At 51.8% G+C, this 18,924-nt stretch carries 14 protein-coding genes; 9 read left to right on the top strand and 5 right to left on the bottom strand.

The window, feature by feature from the left end:
• The first annotated feature begins 23 nt into the window (after nt 1-23).
• The 7 genes from ftsA (at nt 24) to E5358_RS00365 (ending at nt 8,647) form a co-directional block, all read left to right on the top strand.
• Nucleotides 24-1,469 (top strand): cell division protein FtsA, encoded by a 1,446-nt coding sequence (ftsA, locus tag E5358_RS00395; RefSeq protein ID WP_135938398.1) that lies wholly within the window; start codon nt 24-26, stop codon nt 1,467-1,469.
• Nucleotides 1,470-1,522: 53 nt separating this feature from the next.
• Nucleotides 1,523-2,857, top strand: coding sequence for a cell division protein FtsZ (ftsZ, locus tag E5358_RS00390; protein ID WP_135938397.1), 1,335 nt, complete (start codon nt 1,523-1,525; stop codon nt 2,855-2,857).
• Between the two features lie 78 nt (nt 2,858-2,935).
• Entirely contained in the window at nt 2,936-3,550 is a 615-nt protein-coding gene (locus tag E5358_RS00385) for a DUF3109 family protein (RefSeq protein ID WP_135938396.1), read from the top strand.
• A gap of 194 nt (nt 3,551-3,744) precedes the next feature.
• The gene (gene sufB, locus E5358_RS00380) at nt 3,745-5,196 is read left to right on the top strand and encodes a Fe-S cluster assembly protein SufB (protein ID WP_135938395.1); all 1,452 of its coding nucleotides are present in this window, start codon (nt 3,745-3,747) and stop codon (nt 5,194-5,196) included.
• Nucleotides 5,197-5,313: 117 nt separating this feature from the next.
• Nucleotides 5,314-6,774, top strand: a complete 1,461-nt coding sequence (locus E5358_RS00375; protein ID WP_135938394.1) for a lipopolysaccharide biosynthesis protein — start codon at nt 5,314-5,316, stop codon at nt 6,772-6,774.
• Complete coding sequence (locus tag E5358_RS00370; RefSeq protein ID WP_135938393.1) at nt 6,771-7,370, top strand: DUF4230 domain-containing protein; 600 nt, start codon at nt 6,771-6,773, stop codon at nt 7,368-7,370. Before E5358_RS00375 ends, E5358_RS00370 begins: the two co-directional genes overlap by 4 nt.
• A gap of 44 nt (nt 7,371-7,414) precedes the next feature.
• Entirely contained in the window at nt 7,415-8,647 is a 1,233-nt protein-coding gene (locus tag E5358_RS00365; RefSeq protein ID WP_135938392.1) for a nucleoside recognition domain-containing protein, read from the top strand.
• Nucleotides 8,648-8,815: 168 nt separating this feature from the next.
• Here the strand turns inward: E5358_RS00365 and ung are convergent, their stop codons facing one another.
• From ung to E5358_RS00345, 4 genes are all read right to left on the bottom strand, one after another.
• A complete protein-coding gene (gene ung / locus E5358_RS00360; protein ID WP_135938391.1) occupies nt 8,816-9,514 on the bottom strand; it encodes a uracil-DNA glycosylase in 699 nt (232 codons plus the stop codon).
• A 92-nt stretch (nt 9,515-9,606) separates the two neighbouring features.
• Entirely contained in the window at nt 9,607-11,127 is a 1,521-nt protein-coding gene (gene gpmI / locus E5358_RS00355) for a 2,3-bisphosphoglycerate-independent phosphoglycerate mutase (protein WP_135938390.1), read from the bottom strand.
• A gap of 123 nt (nt 11,128-11,250) precedes the next feature.
• Nucleotides 11,251-13,245, bottom strand: a complete 1,995-nt coding sequence (gene gyrB / locus E5358_RS00350) for a DNA topoisomerase (ATP-hydrolyzing) subunit B (RefSeq protein WP_135938389.1) — start codon at nt 13,243-13,245, stop codon at nt 11,251-11,253.
• Nucleotides 13,246-13,645: 400 nt separating this feature from the next.
• A complete protein-coding gene (locus E5358_RS00345) occupies nt 13,646-15,886 on the bottom strand; it encodes an inorganic phosphate transporter (RefSeq protein WP_135938388.1) in 2,241 nt (746 codons plus the stop codon).
• Nucleotides 15,887-16,120: 234 nt separating this feature from the next.
• Here E5358_RS00345 and E5358_RS00340 point away from each other — a divergent pair, with 234 nt between their 5' ends.
• Nucleotides 16,121-16,816 (top strand): response regulator, encoded by a 696-nt coding sequence (locus tag E5358_RS00340; protein WP_135938387.1) that lies wholly within the window; start codon nt 16,121-16,123, stop codon nt 16,814-16,816.
• A gap of 18 nt (nt 16,817-16,834) precedes the next feature.
• Nucleotides 16,835-18,256, top strand: coding sequence for a sensor histidine kinase (locus tag E5358_RS00335; protein ID WP_135938386.1), 1,422 nt, complete (start codon nt 16,835-16,837; stop codon nt 18,254-18,256).
• A gap of 62 nt (nt 18,257-18,318) precedes the next feature.
• Here the strand turns inward: E5358_RS00335 and E5358_RS00330 are convergent, their stop codons facing one another.
• Nucleotides 18,319-18,906, bottom strand: a complete 588-nt coding sequence (locus E5358_RS00330; protein WP_135938385.1) for an HAD family hydrolase — start codon at nt 18,904-18,906, stop codon at nt 18,319-18,321.
• Nucleotides 18,907-18,924: the final 18 nt, after the last annotated feature.

Below are 18,924 nucleotides of genomic sequence, written 5' to 3'. Positions count from 1 at the left end.
ATACTCCTAAAAAAATACACATTATGCCAGCAACAAAAGAATTTTATGTAGCCATAGAACTCGGCTCTTCAAAGATTATCGGCATAGCCGGACAGAAGAAGATGGACGGAAGCATCTCCGTTCTCGCCGTCGCTTCTGAGACAGCACCCTCCTGTATACGCAAAGGAACCGTCTATAATATAGAGAAAACAAACCAAAGCATACGCAACATAATACGCCGCCTGCAGGACCAGCTGCAGACAGAAATCATCCGTGTGCATGTCGGCATAGGAGGACAGGGAATACGTAGCGTGGTCAACACCATCGTAAGGGACCTTGATGAGGCAACCGTTGTCAACAATTTCATCATCGACCACATGATGGACGGCAACCGCGCCACACACTATCAGGGCAAGACAATCCTCGATGTCGTGCCACAGGAGTATAAAGTCGACTCGCAGTTCCAGCTTGACCCTGTCGGCATAGAGTGCAACCGCATAGAGGGGAACTTCCTCAACATCGTATGGCGCGACACCTTTGACCGCAACCTCTCAAAATGCTTCGAGCAGGAGAAGATGCCGGCAACAAGCTACTATTTTGCCCCTATAGCCCTCGCTGACTGCATCCTGACGGAGTCAGAGAAGCGCACCGGATGCATCCTTGTCGACCTTGGGGCTATGACAACGACAGTATCCGTGTACTACAGGAACATACTCCGCCATATCGTCACCGTACCTATGGGCGGATGGAACATAACAAAGGACATCATGTCCTTCCATGTCGATGAGATGGACGCTGAGAACATGAAACTGAAATACGCTTCCGCACTGACAAACTCCTCGGATGTAGACCCTGAGATGAAACTCAGTATCGACCCTCTGAGGTCAGTCCCTCAGCGTGAATTCATCCCTATTGTGGAGGCGCGTGCCGAGGAAATCATAAAGAACGCCATAGCGCAGATTCCTTCGGAATACGCCGACAAACTTGTCGGTGGCATAGTCCTCACCGGCGGAGGATGCAACCTGAAGAACATAGAACTGGCGTTCCGCAAATACTCCAACATCGACAAGATACGCATAGCAAAGGAAATCAATGTCAGTGTCAACACTGCCAAGAATGTCAACATTGAGGAAAATGCCACAATATGCACAGCACTCGCACTCCTTGTGAAGGCTGACGGCATCTCTTCCGGCAGACCACTGAGCGAGATTAACACCCTCTTTACCTCGGATAACGACACCAATGCCGAAACTTCCGGCACACGCACGACCAGCGAGATGAAACCGGGACAAATCCAGGGAGCAAGGGAACGCGAGGCGGCTGCCGAGGAAGCGCGCAGAAGAGCCGAAGAGGAGGAGCGCAAGAGGGCTGAGGAAGAGGCTGCAAAGAAGGCTGCCGAAGAAGAGGAACGCAAGAGAAATTCCACCTCCGGCAAGATAAAGCGCGGATTCATTGACTTCTTCAGGAAGATAACCGAGGCGGAAGAATAACACCGGAGAATAAGAACGACCAATATTGAAACGTAAAAAAAGAACAGTAATTTATGGCAGACAACAACAATACATTATCCAATCTCGTGGATTTCGGTGCTCCGGAGAAAAAGCACAGCATAATAAAAGTCATCGGTGTAGGCGGTGGCGGCGGCAATGCTGTCAACCACATGTACCGTGAAGGCATACATGACGTGTCCTTCGTGCTCTGCAACACTGACGCACAGGCTCTCAATGATTCCCCCGTACCGGTGAAGCTGCAGCTCGGCAACGAGGGACTCGGTGCCGGCAACCGCCCTGCACGTGCCCGCGAGGCGGCAGAGGAAACCATCGACGCCGTGCGCAACATGCTCTCCGACGGTACTAAAATGACATTCATCACCGCAGGAATGGGCGGCGGAACAGGCACAGGTGCCGCTCCTGTCATTGCACGCGAGTCCAAGGCACAGGGCATCCTGACCGTCGGTATCGTGACCATCCCGTTCCAGTTTGAGGGCAGGAAGAAGATTGACCAGGCTCTTAACGGTGTGGAAGAGATAGCAAACAATGTCGATGCGCTGCTTGTTATCAACAACCAGCGCCTGCTCCAAATCTATCCTGACCTGCCTATCATGCAGGCATTCGGCAAGGCTGACGACACTCTCTCTATCGCCGCGAAGTCCATTGCAGAGATTATCACCGAGCACGGCATAATCAACCTTGACTTCAACGATGTCAAGACAGTCCTCAAGGACGGCGGTGTGGCAATCATGTCCACAGGCTATGGCGAAGGCGAAGGTCGTGTCAAGAACGCCATCCGTGACGCTCTCGACTCCCCACTGCTCAACAACAAGGACATTTTCAACTCAAAGAAAATCCTCCTCGCCATCTATTCCTCTGCCGAAAAGAACGCTCAGGGACTGATGATGGACGAGATGAACGACGTCAATGACTTCATGGACGGCTTCAGCGATGAGATAGAGACCAAGTGGGGACTGTTCAGCGACCCGGAACTTGGCGACAAGGTCAAGGTCACAATCCTTGCCACAGGCTTCGGCATCTCCTCCGTTGACGGACTCTCCGAACGTGTCAAGAAGCAGGACCAGGAAGAGGCTATCGCCGAAGCCGCCAGGGCTGAGGCTGAGGCGAAGAAGGATGAACGCCGCCGCAAGTACTATGGCGACACCGACAACAAGTTCGTTCGCCGTGCCGCCAATGTCTATATCTTCAACGCAGAGGACTTGGACAACGACACAATCATCGACGCCGTGGAGAACACTCCTACCGCTAAGCGCACACGCCAGCAGCTCAGTGACCTCATCAGCCAGTCGACAGGCGCACCGCGCCGTGACGACTTGTCCGGCGGTGAACATGGAGCGGACAAAGTGAAGGTAATCAGCTTCACGTAAGACATAGGAAAACAGTCATATAACTTACGGTCTTGCAGACGCGGAGAAGCGTTTGCAGACCGTCTATGGGAACAAAGCATGATAATCGAAATACAAGGAATACTCGTCTCGACGGACATCATTACCGAGGAATTCTGTTGCGACCTCGAGGCCTGCAAAGGGCAATGCTGCATCGAGGGCGACGCCGGTGCGCCGGTCACCCTTGACGAAATAGCCAACCTCGAGGACGTTCTTGACACAGTGTGGCATGACCTTTCCGCCAATGCGCAGGCTACGATTGACAAGCAGGGCGTGGCATACACCGACCGCGAGGGTGACCTTGTGACAAGCATTGTCAACGGAAAGGACTGTGTCTTCACCTATTATGACGACCTCGACCTTGGCGGTTGCACAGTCAAAGGCTGCTGCCTCTGCGCCACGGAGAAGGCTTTCCGTGCAGGGAAAACGTCATGGTGCAAGCCCGTTTCCTGTGCGCTTTACCCCATCCGCGTGAAGGAGTTCGGCAACGGCACTGTCGGTCTGAACTACCACCGGTGGGACATCTGCAAGGCCGGCATAAAGAAAGGCAGGGAACTGCACATGCCTTTGTACAAGTTCCTTAAGGAACCGCTCATCCGACGCTTCGGGAAAGAGTGGTACGATGAGCTTTGTACCGTGGCGGACGAACTGAAAGCGCAGGGCTTTTCCTCATGATGCCAATAATGAAGGAATGGGGAGTGGAAAATGAAAGGTAACACTTTACCATACGAAAGGTTATCTTTTGACCAATAAAGTGATACCTTTTGCAGGGTAAAGTGATACCTTTTGCAGGGTAAAGTGATACCTTTCGCAAGTACTTTGTAACTCATTGAAAAACAAAAGAATAAAAGATACTCTATATAAAGATTATGGCAGAGAAGAACGAATTTGTGCGTCAGGTGGCTGAACAGAAATATGAATACGGCTTCACCACCGATGTGCATACCGAGATAATACCCGTCGGACTCAATGAGGATGTCGTGCGCCTCATTTCAGCCAAGAAGGGTGAGCCGCAATGGCTGCTCGATTTCCGTCTTGAGGCTTACCGCCACTGGGAGAAAATGGAGCAGCCGACATGGGCACACGTCACTGTGCCGGAGATAGACTATCAGGCAATCTCCTACTATGCCGACCCTATGGCGAAGAAGGAGAGCAAGGTCAAGACCCTGGACGACATCGACCCGGAGCTCATGAAGACATTCGACAAACTGGGAATCCCGTTGGAGGAACGCCTCGCACTGAGCGGTGTGGCGGTGGATGCCATAATGGACTCTGTCTCTGTGAAGACCACCTTCAAGGAGAAACTCAAGGAGAAGGGCATCATCTTCATGTCCATCGGCGAGGCTGTCAAGGAGCATCCCGACCTCGTCCGTGAGTATCTCGGCAGCGTTGTACCTTACCGCGACAACTATTTCGCCGCCCTCAACTCGGCAGTGTTCAGCGACGGCTCGTTCGTCTACATACCGAAGGGTGTGCGCTGCCCCATGGAACTCAGCTCCTATTTCCGTATCAACGCAAGAAACACGGGACAGTTTGAGCGCACACTGATTATCGCCGATGACGAGTCCTATGTCTCTTATCTTGAGGGATGTACGGCACCGATGCGTGACGAGAACCAGCTCCACGCCGCCATCGTCGAGATTATCGTGAAGGAAAAGGCAGAGGTGAAGTACTCCACCGTGCAGAACTGGTATCCCGGTGACGAGAACGGAAAGGGCGGTGTGCTCAATCTTGTGACCAAGCGCGGAGACCTCCGCGGCGCGGGCAGCAAACTTTCGTGGACTCAGGTGGAGACCGGCTCTGCCATAACGTGGAAATATCCGTCGTGCATCCTGCGCGGTGACGACTCTGTTGCGGAGTTCTATTCCGTTGCGGTGACAAACAACTACCAGGAGGCGGACACCGGGACGAAGATGATTCACATGGGAAAGAACACGAAATCGACAATCATCTCCAAGGGAATCTCCGCCGGCCATTCGCAGAACTCTTACCGCGGACTTGTCCGTGCGACATCCAAGGCGGACAATGCACGCAACTATTCTTCCTGCGACTCCCTGCTTCTCGGTTCGGAATGCGGGGCGCACACTTTCCCATACATGGATGTGCGCAACGACACCGCTATCTTTGAGCATGAGGCGACGACATCGAAGATCAGCGAGGACCAGCTCTTCTACTGCCAGCAGCGCGGCATCCCGATGGAGCAGGCGGTGGGACTTATCGTCAACGGCTATGCCAAGGAGGTGCTCAACAAGCTGCCTATGGAGTTCGCAGTGGAGGCGCAGAAGCTCCTTTCCGTGTCGCTCGAAGGTTCGGTAGGATAGGGAAGACTACTGTTGCTTTGTCATGATGAATCATGTCGTCTCATGGTTCATCATGATTAATACTGATTTCTCATGTTGCATCATGATACATCATGCCGCAACAACAACAAAACCAAAATGTCAAAACTCGCTTCTTTAGCAAAAGACACAGCCATCTACGGCTTGAGCAGCATAGTGGGCAGATTCCTCAACTACCTCCTTGTGCCGCTCTACACCCATGTCATCGCAGCGTCAAGCGGCGGATATGGCGTGGTGACAAACCTCTATGCCTACACCGCACTGATACTTGTCATCCTCACTTTCGGCATGGAGACAACCTTCTTCCGCTTCGCCAACAAGGACGGAGAGAACCCTGACACAGTGTTCTCCACCACCATGGGCATTGTCGGAGCGCTCACTGCGGTGTTCCTTCTCGGAGTGTTCGGTTTCGCAACGCCACTGTGCGAATGGCTCGGTTATGCCGACCACCACGCATACGTGCTGCTTATGGCTGCCACGGTTGCGCTCGATGCCGTTCAGGCAATACCGTTTTCGTTCCTCCGTTATAAGAAAAAGGCACTCAAGTTCGCAGCCCTGAAACTCCTGTTCATCATCATGAACATAGGACTAAACCTGCTTTATTTCGTCGTTCTCGGCAAGGATGATGTCTATTACGTCTTCTCCCTGAACCTCGTATGCACCGCCCTGATAACCTTCTTCTTCATTCCTGAACTGTTAGCGATAAAGTGGCGGTTTGACTTCTCACTGCTCAGGCGGATGCTTTCCTACTCATGGCCAATCCTTGTGTTAGGCATTGCCGGCATACTCAACCAGGCTTTCGACAAGATGATATTCCCATGGGCGTACACAAGGACCAGCATCCACACCATGGCGGAAGCGCAGGTGGAACTCGGAGTCTATGGCGCGTGTGTCAAGGTGGCTATGATTATGGCGATGATAACCCAAGCTTTCCGCTACGCTTATGAGCCGATTGTCTTTGCAAAGGCTAAGGACAAGGACTCCAAGGAGTACTATGCCGTGGCGATGAAGTATTTCCTCATCTTCACGCTCTTTGCCTTCCTCTGTGTCATGGGTTATCTGAACATCCTGAAACACATAGTGCGCAGCGACTATCATGCCGGACTTCAGACCATTCCTATTGTCATGGCGGCGGAGATAATGATGGGAATCTACTTCAATCTCTCCTTCTGGTACAAGCTCATCGACAAGACTATCTGGGGCGCATGGTTCTCATTCGCCGGCTGTGCGGTGCTTGTGGCGGTGAACATCCTCTTTGTTCCGGAGTACGGATACATGGCTTGCGCATGGGGAGGCTTTGCCGGCTATGGCACGGCGATGGTGCTTTCCTACATCGTAGGACAGAGAAAGAACCCTATCGCTTATCCTATGGGCAGCATAACGGTGTACATTCTGATAACGATACTGTTCTATCTTGCAATAGAATGGAGCAACAGCAATCTGCCGACCGTTGGCGCACTTGCTGTGAACACCAGCGTGATATTCCTTTTTGTGGCACATGTAGTGCACTATGACCTGCCACTCGGTCCGATACTTAAACGCTTACACTTGAAGAAATGAACATACTGAAGCAATACTTGTACATGGCTTTGACAGCCGTTGTGCTGCTTGCCGTGCTGTGGTTCGGCATGAAATGGATGCTGAAAGACACCGGAATCTCCACCTCACAAGAGGAGAGGGTGGAGCAGACAAAGGCGGTGATGGACTCCATACGCTCCATAGGGCAGTGGGAACTGACCTATGTTGACACTAATGTGCAGGTGGACACCGTCGTGAAGCGTTGGCTCGGATTTGTCAACGACAAGCTGCAGAGACGCTATTATGGCAGGCTTTCCGTCGGTATGGATATGCAGAAGCTGCCGGAAGACTGGTGTGTGCGCACGAAAGACACCGTCCGCTTGACGCTGCCGGACATTTGTCTGCTGGACTCAAACTTCATAGACGAGAGCCGTACGGTGCTTGTCCTGTCGGAGAATGATGACATCGAGGCGGACAAATCAATCAAGAAGGCGATGCTGGAGCGTGCGAAAAGCAAGATGATACAAACTGCCGTGACTCCCCGTGTGGTGTCCGATGCGCGCCGTCTCGCCACGGACAGGATGTCGGAACGCTTCCGTGCCATAGGCTACGAGACAGTGGTCGTGGAGTTCAGATAGGACTCCCGTGCCGTGGAAAACAGTAAACAACAGGTAAAAAAAACATGGTTCTGAATTACATATTCATCGCATTCTTCCTCATTGCCTTTGCAATAGGACTCATGAAACTGATTTTTTTCGGAGACATAACCGTATTTCCGGCAATCATAGACTCCACTTTCGAGTCGGCAAAGACGGCGTTTGAAATCTCTATAGGTCTTACAGGAGCACTCTCACTGTGGCTCGGAATAATGAAAATCGGTGAGAAAGGTGGCGTGGTGAATGTCCTCGCCTGCTTGCTTTCGCCTGTTTTCTGCCGTCTGTTCCCTGATGTTCCCAAGGGACATCCAGTCACGGGAACAATCTTTATGAACATCGCGGCGAACATGCTCGGCTTGGACAATGCCGCCACTCCTATGGGACTAAAGGCGATGGGAGAGCTTCAGGCGATGAACAAGAAGAAGGACACCGCCACGAATCCTATGATTATGTTCCTTGTGCTGAACACTTCCGGCCTGACACTCATACCGGTCAGCATCATGGTCTATCGTGCACAGCTCGGTGCGGCGAACCCTTCTGATGTGTTTATCCCCTTGCTTCTCGCCACATTCTTTTCCACATTGACCGGCATTATTGTGACTTCGATGTTCCAGAAGATAAACCTCATCAACCGCACCATGCTTTCCGCGCTCGGTATTATGTGCCTTGCTGTGTCGGCGATAATATGGGGTTTCTCGATGATGGACAGGGAAACGATGGAGATTGTGTCAAGGACGGCGGCGAACGTCATCCTCATGTCCATCATCTGCACATTCATTGTGGCAGGCATGCGGAAGCGCATCAATGTCTACGATGTGTTCATTGAGGGTGCGAAAGAAGGCTTTAAGACCGCTGTAACCATAATTCCGTACCTTGTGGCTATACTTGTAGGCATCGGTGTTTTCCGCGCTTCAGGCGGCATGGATTGGCTTATTGGCGGCATTTCATGGACGATAGAGGCTGTCGGAGGCAGCACAGAATTTGTCGGAGCTTTGCCTACCGCCATCATGAAGCCCCTCTCCGGCAGCGGTGCGCGTGGCATGATGGTCGATGCGATGACACAGTATGGCGCGGATTCCTTCGTCGGCAGGCTGGCAAGTATCTTCCAAGGTTCTACGGACACTACCTTCTACATCCTTGCAGTCTATTTCGGCAGTGTGGGAATACGCAAGACCCGCCACGCTGTCACCTGCGGTCTCGCCGCAGACCTTGCGGGAATCATTGCCGCAATCATCATCTGCTACATGTTCTTCGGATAGTTTCCTGAATGGATATTCTTGCCAACCTGCATCGGAAAGAATAGAAAGACTATGGCGTATAGGTCAAAACTGTAGCCCCAAAACCAACAACATATTACCAGAAAAGCATGAAACCGGTTACATCTTGTGACCGGTTTCATGCTTTTCCATTACAATGTATTTCTGTTTTCACCACCGTATAGGCTTCAGACCTTGCTGCTTCAGCCATTCGTTGCAACGGGAGAAATGGCGGTTTCCGAACCAACCGCCACGGTTGGCGGAGAGGGGAGAGGGGTGGACGGACTCAAGAATGAGGTGCTTCTGTTGGTCGATGAGACGCTTCTTGTTGCGCGCATAGCCGCCCCAAAGCAGGAAGACAACATGGGGACATTCACGGGAGACGGTCTCGATGACGGCATCCGTGAACTCTTCCCATCCTTTCCGCTGGTGCGAAGCGGCAACATGCTCGCGCACGGTCAGTGTGGCGTTGAGGAGCAACACTCCCTGTTCCGCCCATCGGCGGAGAGAACCGTCATAGAGTTTCCTGCCGTTGGCATCCTCTATAATCTGTGGAACGGTGCCTATGTCGTCCTTTATCTCTTTGAAAATGTTGACAAGGGACGGTGGCAACGGTATGCCTGTCTTGACAGAAAAGCACAGACCTTCCGCCTGACCTGCACCATGGTATGGGTCCTGCCCTATTATTACGACCTTCACCTTGTCAACAGGACAGAGGTTGAAGGCATTGAAAATCTCGTTCCCGGGAGGATAACATCTGTAATGGCTGTATTCCTCGCGTACAAAACGGGTGAGTCCGACAAAGTAGTCTTTGTCAAACTCACCCTGTAGTTTCTCTTGCCAAGAAGGCTCGATGTTTATGTGTTTCATCAAATAGGTTTTGGGTTGCAGGTTTTGGGTTGTCAGTTTGTCTGCTGTTGGTAATTCTACCCACAACCTGTCACCTGCAACCCATAGCCCGATTAGTCAACGATGAGGTTCTCACCCGTCATGTCTGCCGGCTTCTCCAGTCCCATGATGTGGAGGATAGAAGGAGCAACGTCAGCCAAACGGCCGTCCTTTACTGTCGCAGAGTTGTTGTCTGTGACATAGATGAAAGGAACAGGATTGAGAGAATGTGCTGTGTTTGGTGTGCCGTCAGCGTTGATTGCATTGTCCGCATTGCCGTGGTCAGCGATGATAATCGCCTCATATCCGCACGCCTTTGCTGTCTCGATGACATCCTCAACACAGTTGTCAACAGCGTGTACAGCCTTTGCAATGGCGTTGTAGATGCCTGTATGGCCCACCATATCGCCATTTGCGAAGTTCACGACGATGAAATCATACTGCTCTGTGAGTATTGCTGCGCACAGTTTATCCTTAACCTCGTAAGCTGACATCTCAGGCTTGAGGTCGTAAGTGGCAACCTTCGGGGAAGCTACAAGTATGCGGTCCTCACCCTCGTAAGGAGTCTCTCTGCCGCCGTTGAAGAAGAATGTCACGTGAGCATACTTCTCTGTCTCTGCTGTGTGGAGCTGCTTCTTGCCCTGCTGTGAGAGATATTCGCCGAGAGTGTTCATAACATTCTCCTTTGGGAAGAGAATCTTCACGCCTGTGAAACTTGCGTCGTAAGGAGTCATGCAATAGTATTGCAAGCCCGGAATAGTCTTCATGCCCTGCTCAGGGAGGTCCTGCTGTGTGAGCACCTGTGTCAGTTCTTTTGCACGGTCGTTACGGAAGTTGATGAAGATGACCACATCGCCCTCCTCAATCTTGCCGTTTACGGCAGCGTTTGTGATAGGCTTGATGAACTCGTCGGTAACGCCTTCATCGTAAGACTCCTGCATAGCCTTCACCATGTCGTCAGCCTTCTTGCCCTCAGCGTTCACGATAAGGTCGTAAGCCTCCTTAACACGCTCCCAGCGCTTGTCACGGTCCATGGCATAGAAACGTCCAACGATGGATGCTATGTTGGCATCGTTCTCCTTGCACTTTGCGTCAATCTGCTCGATGAAGCCCTTGCCTGACTTAGGGTCTGTGTCACGGCCGTCCATGAAGCAGTGTACGAAAGTCTGCTGAGAGAGTCCGAATTCCTTGCCTACCTCAATAAGTTTGAAGAGATGGTCCAGTGAAGAGTGTACGCCACCGTTTGACGCAAGCCCCATAAGGTGGAGCTTCTTGCCGTTTTCCTTGGCGTAGTTGTAAGCCTCCACAACCTGTGGATTCTGGGATATAGAGCCGTCAGCGCATGCGCGGTTGATTTTCACGAGGTCCTGATAGACTATGCGTCCGGCACCGATGTTGAGGTGACCCACCTCGGAGTTGCCCATCTGTCCGTCAGGCAGACCTACATCTTCGCCTGAAGCCTGAAGCTGTGAGTGAGCCGATACGGCTGTGAGATAGTCAAGATAAGGTGTCGGAGTGTTGAAGATAACATCACCATTGTTGTGCTTGCCGATTCCCCATCCGTCGAGAATCATCAAAAGTGCTTTCTTTGCCATCTGTTTGTTTTTTCTTTTATTGTTGTTGGTTGATTTTTGTTTTATCAAGATTTTTCACGAGAAACCATGATGAATCATGATGTCTCATGTTGCATCATGATTCATCATGGTTATTGTTTCTATTTACGCATCGATATTAGCGTATGTCGCGTTCTCCTCGATGAACTGTCGGCGTGGTTCCACATCGTCGCCCATGAGCATGGAGAAAATCTCGTCAGCCTTGGCGGCATTGTGGATTGTCACCTGCTTCAGAAGGCGTGTCTCAGGGTTCATTGTAGTGTCCCAAAGCTGTTCCGGGTTCATCTCACCCAGACCTTTGTAGCGTTGGGTGTGGAGCTTGCTGTCGTCAGCATTGCCGCCACAGTAAGTGTCGATGAATCTCTGACGGTCCTCCTCTGTGTAGCAGTACTCTTTCTTGTCCTTGTATGAACAGCGGTAGAGCGGTGGAGTGGCGATGTAGAGGTGACCTTCCTGAATGACTTTCGGCATGAAGCGGAAGAAGAGAGTCATGATAAGTGTGTCGATGTGAGAGCCATCGACGTCGGCATCGGTCATGATGATAATCTTGTCATAACGCAGTTTGTCGATGTTTGCCTCCTTGGAGTCCTCGCCGTCGATGCCGAAACGCACACCGATAGCCTGCAGGATGATGTTTACGGACTCAGCCTCGAACACCTTGTGCCACTGCACTTTCTCCACATTGAGAATCTTTCCTCGTAACGGGAGTATCGCCTGATAGTGGCGGTCGCGTCCCTGCTTTGCCGAACCGCCGGCGGAATCACCCTCGACAAGGAAGATTTCCGTCTTCTTAGGGTCACGGCTTGAGCAGTCGGCGAGCTTGCCCGGCAGACCGCCTCCCGACATAGGGTTCTTTCGCTGCACACTCTCGCGGGCCTTTCTCGCCGCCACACGCGCTGTTGCTGCAAGGACAACCTTGTTGCAAATCATGCGCGCTTCGTTAGGATGCTCCTCGAGATAGTCGTTCATTGCCTCACCGACAGCCTGCTGAACGGCACCGTTCACCTCAGAGTTTCCGAGCTTTGTCTTTGTCTGACCCTCAAACTGTGGCTCTGCAACCTTCACGGAGATGACGGCAGTAAGTCCCTCCTTGAAGTCGTCCTGTGCAATCTCTATCTTCGCTTTCTCTATCTGCTTGCGAATCTGGTCGTCATTGTCGGCATACTTCTTCAGTGAGCGCGACAAGGCGATGCGGAAGCCTGTGAGGTGCGTACCGCCCTCGATGGTGTTGATGTTGTTGACATAAGAGTGGATATGCTCAGAGTAATCGGTGTTGTACATTATAGCCGCCTCGATAGGCACACCCGCCTTTTCTGTCTTCAGATAGATGACATCATTGAAGAGATGAGAGCGGTGCTGGTCGATGTAGCGCACAAACTCCTTCAGGCCGTCCTGTGCGTGGAACACCTCCTCCTTTGGAGTCCATCCCTCTGCCACATTGCCTTCAGCGTCCAGTTGGGGGCGCATGTCGCGGAGAGTGATTTTGATTCCTGCGTTGAGGAATGCCAGTTCGCGCATACGTGTCGCCACGATGTCATATCTGTATGTCGTTGTTGTGAAGATTGTCGGGTCAGGCCAAAACTGCTGGCGAGTGCCGCGCTTCTCTGTCTCGCCAACGATTTTCACAGGATAGAGCGGTTTTCCTTGCTCATATTCCTGCTGGTAAATCTTGCCGTCGCGGAACACCTGTGAGAGCATGTGTGACGAAAGGGCGTTGACACAGGAGACACCCACGCCGTGGAGACCGCCGGAAACCTTGTAGGAACCTTTGTCAAACTTGCCGCCGGCATGCAGCACGGTCATCACGACCTCAAGGGCTGACTTGTGGAGCTTCGGATGCTCATCGACAGGGATGCCGCGTCCGTTGTCCTCTACAGTGATTGAGTTATCCTCGTTGATAGTCACTTCAATGTCTGTGCAGTAGCCTGCCATAGCCTCGTCGATGGAGTTGTCCACCGTCTCGTTGACAAGATGGTGGAGACCCTTCTCAGAGATGTCGCCGATATACATCGCAGGTCGCTTGCGCACCGCCTCGAGTCCTTCGAGGACTTGGATGCTGCTACCTGTGTAGTTCCCTTCAGTTTTCTGTATTTCTTCCATTTATCTTATAAATAATTTATTGTTCTTTTCCCTTGTTCCGCCACAGCCTTTCGGTGGAGTCTGTTGCGCTCCTCTGCGCGAAGGTCGGCGGAAGCCGTATTTCCGTGCAAAGATACTAAAAAAAAATGGAATAAGGAAATTATTTAATTATAAAATAATTAAGGTGTGAAAGAAATGTTTCCCATGTTTTTTGATGAGGAGATGTGAACTCGCCTTGGCGGCATTGTTTTGCCCTCATTGAAAGAATCATGGCACAATGGCAAAAGTTGGGAAAACGAAAGGTAACACTTTGTGTGGTGAAAGGTAATACTTTGCATGGAAAAAGGTTACCTTTCATGGTGCGAAAGGTAACCTTTTGTTATGCGGTTGCTAATGTGTTGTTTTACAGGAGAATACGTTGTTAGTTGTAGAACCTCTTGCTGCTTCTCAGGATGCGCCGTGTCGCGGCGATGAACTCCTGTGTTTCCTGGAGGATGTTGAGATAGAGGATTGTGGTGTTGATGTTCGAATCATCTTCCTGAAGGTGGTCCATCTGGCGTTTCCGCAGGGCGGATATGTGCCTCTTGAAGCCCTCTTTCTCAGCGAGGAGGGTGTCGATGGCTGCCACATCGTTGTGCTTTATGGCGGTGATGCCGCGCTGTATGAAGCCGAGAACCTGCTCCTTGACCGGCTGCAGTTCAGCTATCTGTGCATTGTTGAGCGGTGTGAAGTTGTTGTCGACATGCTCCTTGCATGGCACAGCCATACGTTTCAGACAGTAGATGACCTGCTCGTCGGCGTTCATGGCAAGGTGGAACCATGTGTTCTTCTCCAAGGACAGTGTCCTGTCTATGCTCCTCATGCCTATGAGGAGACGGTGGCGAGTCTTCTTGCGCCTTTCGTTGTCAATGTCAAGCTGCCTTATTGCCTTGCGCAACTGCTTCAGGTTCTCGTTTATCATGCCGCTGACGGTGGAGTCGAAACACGCTCCGGCATGCGCAAGCACTTCCGTCTGCACCGAGCGGAGGTGGTCGCGGAGCAGCGGCCAGCGCTCATCTTTGTCCTGAATCTGCATGATTTCCTTCAGGAACTGTCCGTCGTCGACTCTTGGCTCCTTGTCTGTCTTTGGCTTGTTGCTCTTGAAAAGCAGCACTATTGCGAGGACTATGAATCCTGCCATGGCGATGAAGCCGCCGAAATGCATCACCAGAACTACAATGCCGGCTGCAAGGAAAGCCACTCCGGCAGTAATCAGCCAGCCACCGATGACGCTGAGCATGCCTGTGATTCGGAACACCGCACTCTCTCTGCTCCATGCCCTGTCGGCGAGGGATGTACCCATGGCGACGATGAATGTCACGTAGGTTGTCGAGAGAGGCAGCTTAAGTGATGTGCCGAGGATTATGAGCAATGCCGCGAGGACTATGTTTATGGCAGCGCGGACAAGGTCAAACGCTGCGCCGTCGGCTATGACAGTCCCTTCCTTGCTGAACCTTTTGTCAATCCATTGGCGCATGTTCTTCGGCACAATCCTCACCACTGTCTCGCTGACGGTGTTGAATGACCTTACCATGCTTCTTGCCGCGCTTGACGAACCGAACATCTCTTCGCCCTGATCTTGGCGTGAAAGGTCGACGGAAGTCTTCACAACGTTGTGCGCTTTCTTTGATGTCGCAAGGGAATAAATCATGATTATTCCGGCGGCAAGAAGGAAAACAAACGGTGTGCGTGCACTGCTGTTGAGCGAGTCCATCATGAATGTGTCAGGGTTTCCCATGCTGTTGGCGGTGAAATCCGTGTATGCACTGTAGCCCGCCAATGGCACACCGATGAAGTTGACAAGGTCGTTGCTGGCGAAAGCCATGGCGAGTGCGAACGTTCCCACAAGGACTATGAGTTTGAGGACATTGCCTCCTGCGGCATGGAGCATCTGCATGAGCACGGTGAAGAGGACGAATCCGCCTGCCACAAGCAAAGGAGTCTCCTCCGCAATCCATGCCCTGAGGTCGTCGTTCATAAATGAAGACTGCCCCAGACCTTTTATAAGTATGAAATAGCCTATGGCTGTCAGTGCCATGCCTCCGAACAGTCCGATGAAATATTTCTGCCGTTTCACGTAGTTGAACGTGAAGAGCAGTCGCGCCAGCCACTGCACCACGGTGCCGAAGAAGAAGGCTATCGCCACGGAGCAGAAGATGCCGAGGATTACGGACAGTGCCTTCTCCGTGTTGAGAAGCTGTGCGAAGGTCAGTGTGCCGGTGTCGTCAGCGATTATCTTCAGCAATGCCAGCACGAATGTTCCGCCAAGAAGCTCGAAGACAAGAGACACCGTCGTCGATGTCGGCAGACCCAGATTGTTGAATGAGTCGAGCAGCACGACGTCGGTCACCATTACGGCAAGGAAGATGCACATGATGTTTTCGAAAGAATACATCTCGGGACGGAAGATGCCATGCCTCGCGATGTCCATCATTCCGTTGCTCATCAATGCTCCTGCCAGCACACCTATCGAGGCGATTATGATGACTGTGCGCAGTTTCGCCACCTTTGCTCCGACGGCGGAATTGAGGAAATTCACGGCGTCATTGCTCACGCCTACCATGAGGTCGAATATCGCAAGGACGAATACAAAGATGATAACTCCTAAGAAAATCATTTCCATGTTTCTGTCGTTTTTTCTGATGTAATTATTGCTTTTCGTTTCTAACCGGCTTGCGGTTTTTCAGGTGCAAAGTTACTTTTGCGGTGTTACAAAGCTGTTACAAACATGCTATAAAACGGTGAACTTCACGCCGGAGTACGTAATAAATCAAAATGTAACCTAATTGTAATGCCGGAAACGCTTGTTTTATAGGAAAATAATGCTAAATTTGCACCACAGAAAAACTTGACGATTATGACAGAACGTAGAATACTTGTTGTCGATGACGAGGAGGACCTGAGGGAAATCCTCAGGTTCAATCTCGAGAAAGAGGGGTTCAAGGTTGACACAGCCGCTTCCGCCGAAGAGGCTCTGACGCTTGACATCGCCTCGTACAGTCTGCTGCTCCTTGACATCATGATGGGCGAAATCAGCGGAATGGCTCTCGCACGTGTGCTGAAACGCCGCCCTGACACTGCCCATATACCTATTATATTCATTACGGCAAGGACTGCCGAGGATGACACGGTGGAGGGGCTTTCGATAGGGGCGGATGACTACATCACGAAGCCTTTCCGCCTGAAGGAGGTCGTCGCAAGGGTTGAGGCGGTGCTTCGCCGTGCGGGAAAGGATGCCAATGTGCAGCATGAACGTGACAAAGGTGTCGTTGGGTATGAGACATTGCGCATCGATACTGTATCGAAGCGTGTCACTGTCGACGGCACAGAGATTGCCCTGACAAAGAAGGAGTTCGAGATACTCCTGCTGCTTGTGGGCAACGCCGGCAGAGTGTTCTCGCGCCAGGAGATACTCTCCCGTGTGTGGGATGATGATGTTTACGTCCTCGAGCGTACCGTTGACGTGAACATAACGCGCCTGAGAAAGAAGATAGGTGCCTATGGCGACTGTATTCACACACGCCAAGGGTACGGTTATTCGTTTGAGAAATAAAAAAGAAAGGAATGATTTATGGGAAATAAAAGGTCACTGAGCAGCCAGCTGTTCCTCACCGTGCTTATGCTGTTCTCGGTGTTTGTGGCGGGCTTTGTATATTATCAGTATGAGCGGGAGAAGCAGTTCAAGATAGGAATCCTCCACACTCGCCTGAAGGACTATAACCACCAGCTTGCGGAAAGCATAGCAGAAGCCGGTGAAATGACGGACTCTTCGCTCACGGCTTATGTCAGGAGCCATCCTCTTCGCGGACTGCGTGTCACGCTGCTTGACACACGTGGCGGTGTGATCTATGACAACAGCCAGCGCTCTTATTCCTCGCTGCCTAACCACCTGGAACGCCCGGAGGTGCGGCAGGCTCTTATGTCAGGGGAAGGGTTTGAGATAAACCGCTACTCGGACACCATGAACGAGAACTATTTCTATGCCGCCACGTATTTTCCACGGCAGGGAATCATTGTGCGTACGGCATTGCCTTATGATTTCGAGCTTGCCGACCATCTGCGTGCGGACATGATTTCTATATGGATAACACTGGCGGCGAGCATCATCATCATGGTCGTCTTTTGGCTGTGCACCCACCGTCTTGGCAAGTCCATAGCACAGTTGCGCCGCTTTGCCATGCTTGTCGACAGGGGCGAGAACTATGATGCGGAGCGTGAGGCGGCGGCTTTCCCTGACACAGAGCTTGGGGAAATCTCACAGAACATTGTGCATCTCTACAAGCGTCTGCAGGAAAGTCAGGAGGACAAGCTGAGACTCAAGCGGCAGCTGACGCAGAACATCTCGCACGAACTGAAGACTCCGGTGGCGAGCATCAAGGGTTATCTGGAGACGATAATCGACAATCCGGACATCACTCCTGAGCAGCGTGACAACTTCATCATGCGCTGTCATGCGCAAAGCGAGAGACTTGCGCAGCTTGTCCAAGACATATCGTCGCTGAACCGTATGGATGAGGTGCTGCATTCGCTGAACATGCAGGTGGCGGACATTGCTGCTATCGTCCACGACATACAGCAGCAGGTGGCGCTGCAACTGGCGGAACGGCGCATGACTATCACCAACACGCTTCCGAGGACGCTGCCTATCATGGGCGACCCGTCCATGATTTACTCCATCTTCCGTAACCTTATCGACAACTCCATCGCTTATTCCGGCGAGGGGACAGCCATTGTCATCCGTTGCCGGGAGGAGAAGGACTGGTATCATTTCCGCATTTCGGACAACGGCATCGGCATACCTGAGGAGCATATCCCTCACATTTTCGAACGCTTCTACCGTGTGGACAGCGGACGGGCAAGGAAATTTGGCGGTACGGGTCTCGGGCTTGCCATAGTAAAAAATGCCGTGATGCTGCATGGCGGCAATATCACGGCGAGTGCTCTCCCCGGTGGAGGAGTGGAGTTTTCGTTCAGTCTTAAGAAGCGGGCGTAGCATTTTACTCGAATCATTCGAGCGATTCGATTAATCCGAATGAATCGGATGAACTGTTGAAATCACCTTATCAGATGCCCCTCGTCTGCAAATTCCAGGAGTTCTTTGTCACCGCGGGAATCCCCGAAAGCGGTGATGAAGAACTCTTTTCTTTGTTTTTCTATGTCGGGATACTCACAGAGGAGGCGGCAAACCTTCTCCTTCCCGTAACAGTTCTTTGACAGAAAACGCCCCGTGAAGCCTTTTTCACCAAACTCCATCTTTGTGCCCAACACCTTGAATTCCGGCACAAGGCGGCTCACCCAGTTCTCTGGGCTTGCGGTCACGAGCACCACTTCGTTGCCGTTGCGCTGCTCTTTTATCAACCGGTGGTGGAGGTCTGTGCGCAGGATGTGCCTGTGTGTATCGGCAAACTGTTGGCAGAAAGCGTTGAACTCCTCTTCACTCATCTTGCCGAAGCAGTTGTGCAGCAGCCTTTCCTTAGCCCTTTGGTTAGGGTAAAGGCGTGCAACCATGAGCAGAATCCACGGCATAATCCGCAGCATTGCCAATGCCAGACCGAGTCGTCCGCGTTGGAAAATGATGATGGACATCATGGAGTCCGTCGTTGTCAGTGTGCTGTCAAAGTCGGAGACAAATAGTTTTTTCATTTCTTTTGCTATAAAAAA

The organism is Palleniella muris (assembly GCF_004792655.1).
Taxonomy (GTDB): Bacteria; Bacteroidota; Bacteroidia; order Bacteroidales; family Bacteroidaceae; genus Prevotella; species Prevotella muris_A.
Note: the sequence above shows the minus strand (reverse complement) of the source record. Positions and strands in the feature narration are given on the sequence as shown.

Excerpts from the sequence above, each read along its gene's own strand:
- E5358_RS00330 (WP_135938385.1), bottom strand. The coding sequence starts at position 18,906 with ATGAAAAAACTATTTGTCTCCGACTTTGACAGCACACTGACAACGACG.
- ftsZ (WP_135938397.1), top strand. The coding sequence starts at position 1,523 with ATGGCAGACAACAACAATACATTATCCAATCTCGTGGATTTCGGTGCT.
- E5358_RS00345 (WP_135938388.1), bottom strand. The coding sequence starts at position 15,886 with ATGGAAATGATTTTCTTAGGAGTTATCATCTTTGTATTCGTCCTTGCG.
- E5358_RS00375 (WP_135938394.1), top strand. The coding sequence starts at position 5,314 with ATGTCAAAACTCGCTTCTTTAGCAAAAGACACAGCCATCTACGGCTTG.
- E5358_RS00365 (WP_135938392.1), top strand. The coding sequence starts at position 7,415 with ATGGTTCTGAATTACATATTCATCGCATTCTTCCTCATTGCCTTTGCA.
- ftsA (WP_135938398.1), top strand. The coding sequence starts at position 24 with ATGCCAGCAACAAAAGAATTTTATGTAGCCATAGAACTCGGCTCTTCA.
- E5358_RS00370 (WP_135938393.1), top strand. The coding sequence starts at position 6,771 with ATGAACATACTGAAGCAATACTTGTACATGGCTTTGACAGCCGTTGTG.
- ung (WP_135938391.1), bottom strand. The coding sequence starts at position 9,514 with ATGAAACACATAAACATCGAGCCTTCTTGGCAAGAGAAACTACAGGGT.
- E5358_RS00385 (WP_135938396.1), top strand. The coding sequence starts at position 2,936 with ATGATAATCGAAATACAAGGAATACTCGTCTCGACGGACATCATTACC.
- E5358_RS00340 (WP_135938387.1), top strand. The coding sequence starts at position 16,121 with ATGACAGAACGTAGAATACTTGTTGTCGATGACGAGGAGGACCTGAGG.
- gpmI (WP_135938390.1), bottom strand. The coding sequence starts at position 11,127 with ATGGCAAAGAAAGCACTTTTGATGATTCTCGACGGATGGGGAATCGGC.
- sufB (WP_135938395.1), top strand. The coding sequence starts at position 3,745 with ATGGCAGAGAAGAACGAATTTGTGCGTCAGGTGGCTGAACAGAAATAT.
- gyrB (WP_135938389.1), bottom strand. The coding sequence starts at position 13,245 with ATGGAAGAAATACAGAAAACTGAAGGGAACTACACAGGTAGCAGCATC.
- E5358_RS00335 (WP_135938386.1), top strand. The coding sequence starts at position 16,835 with ATGGGAAATAAAAGGTCACTGAGCAGCCAGCTGTTCCTCACCGTGCTT.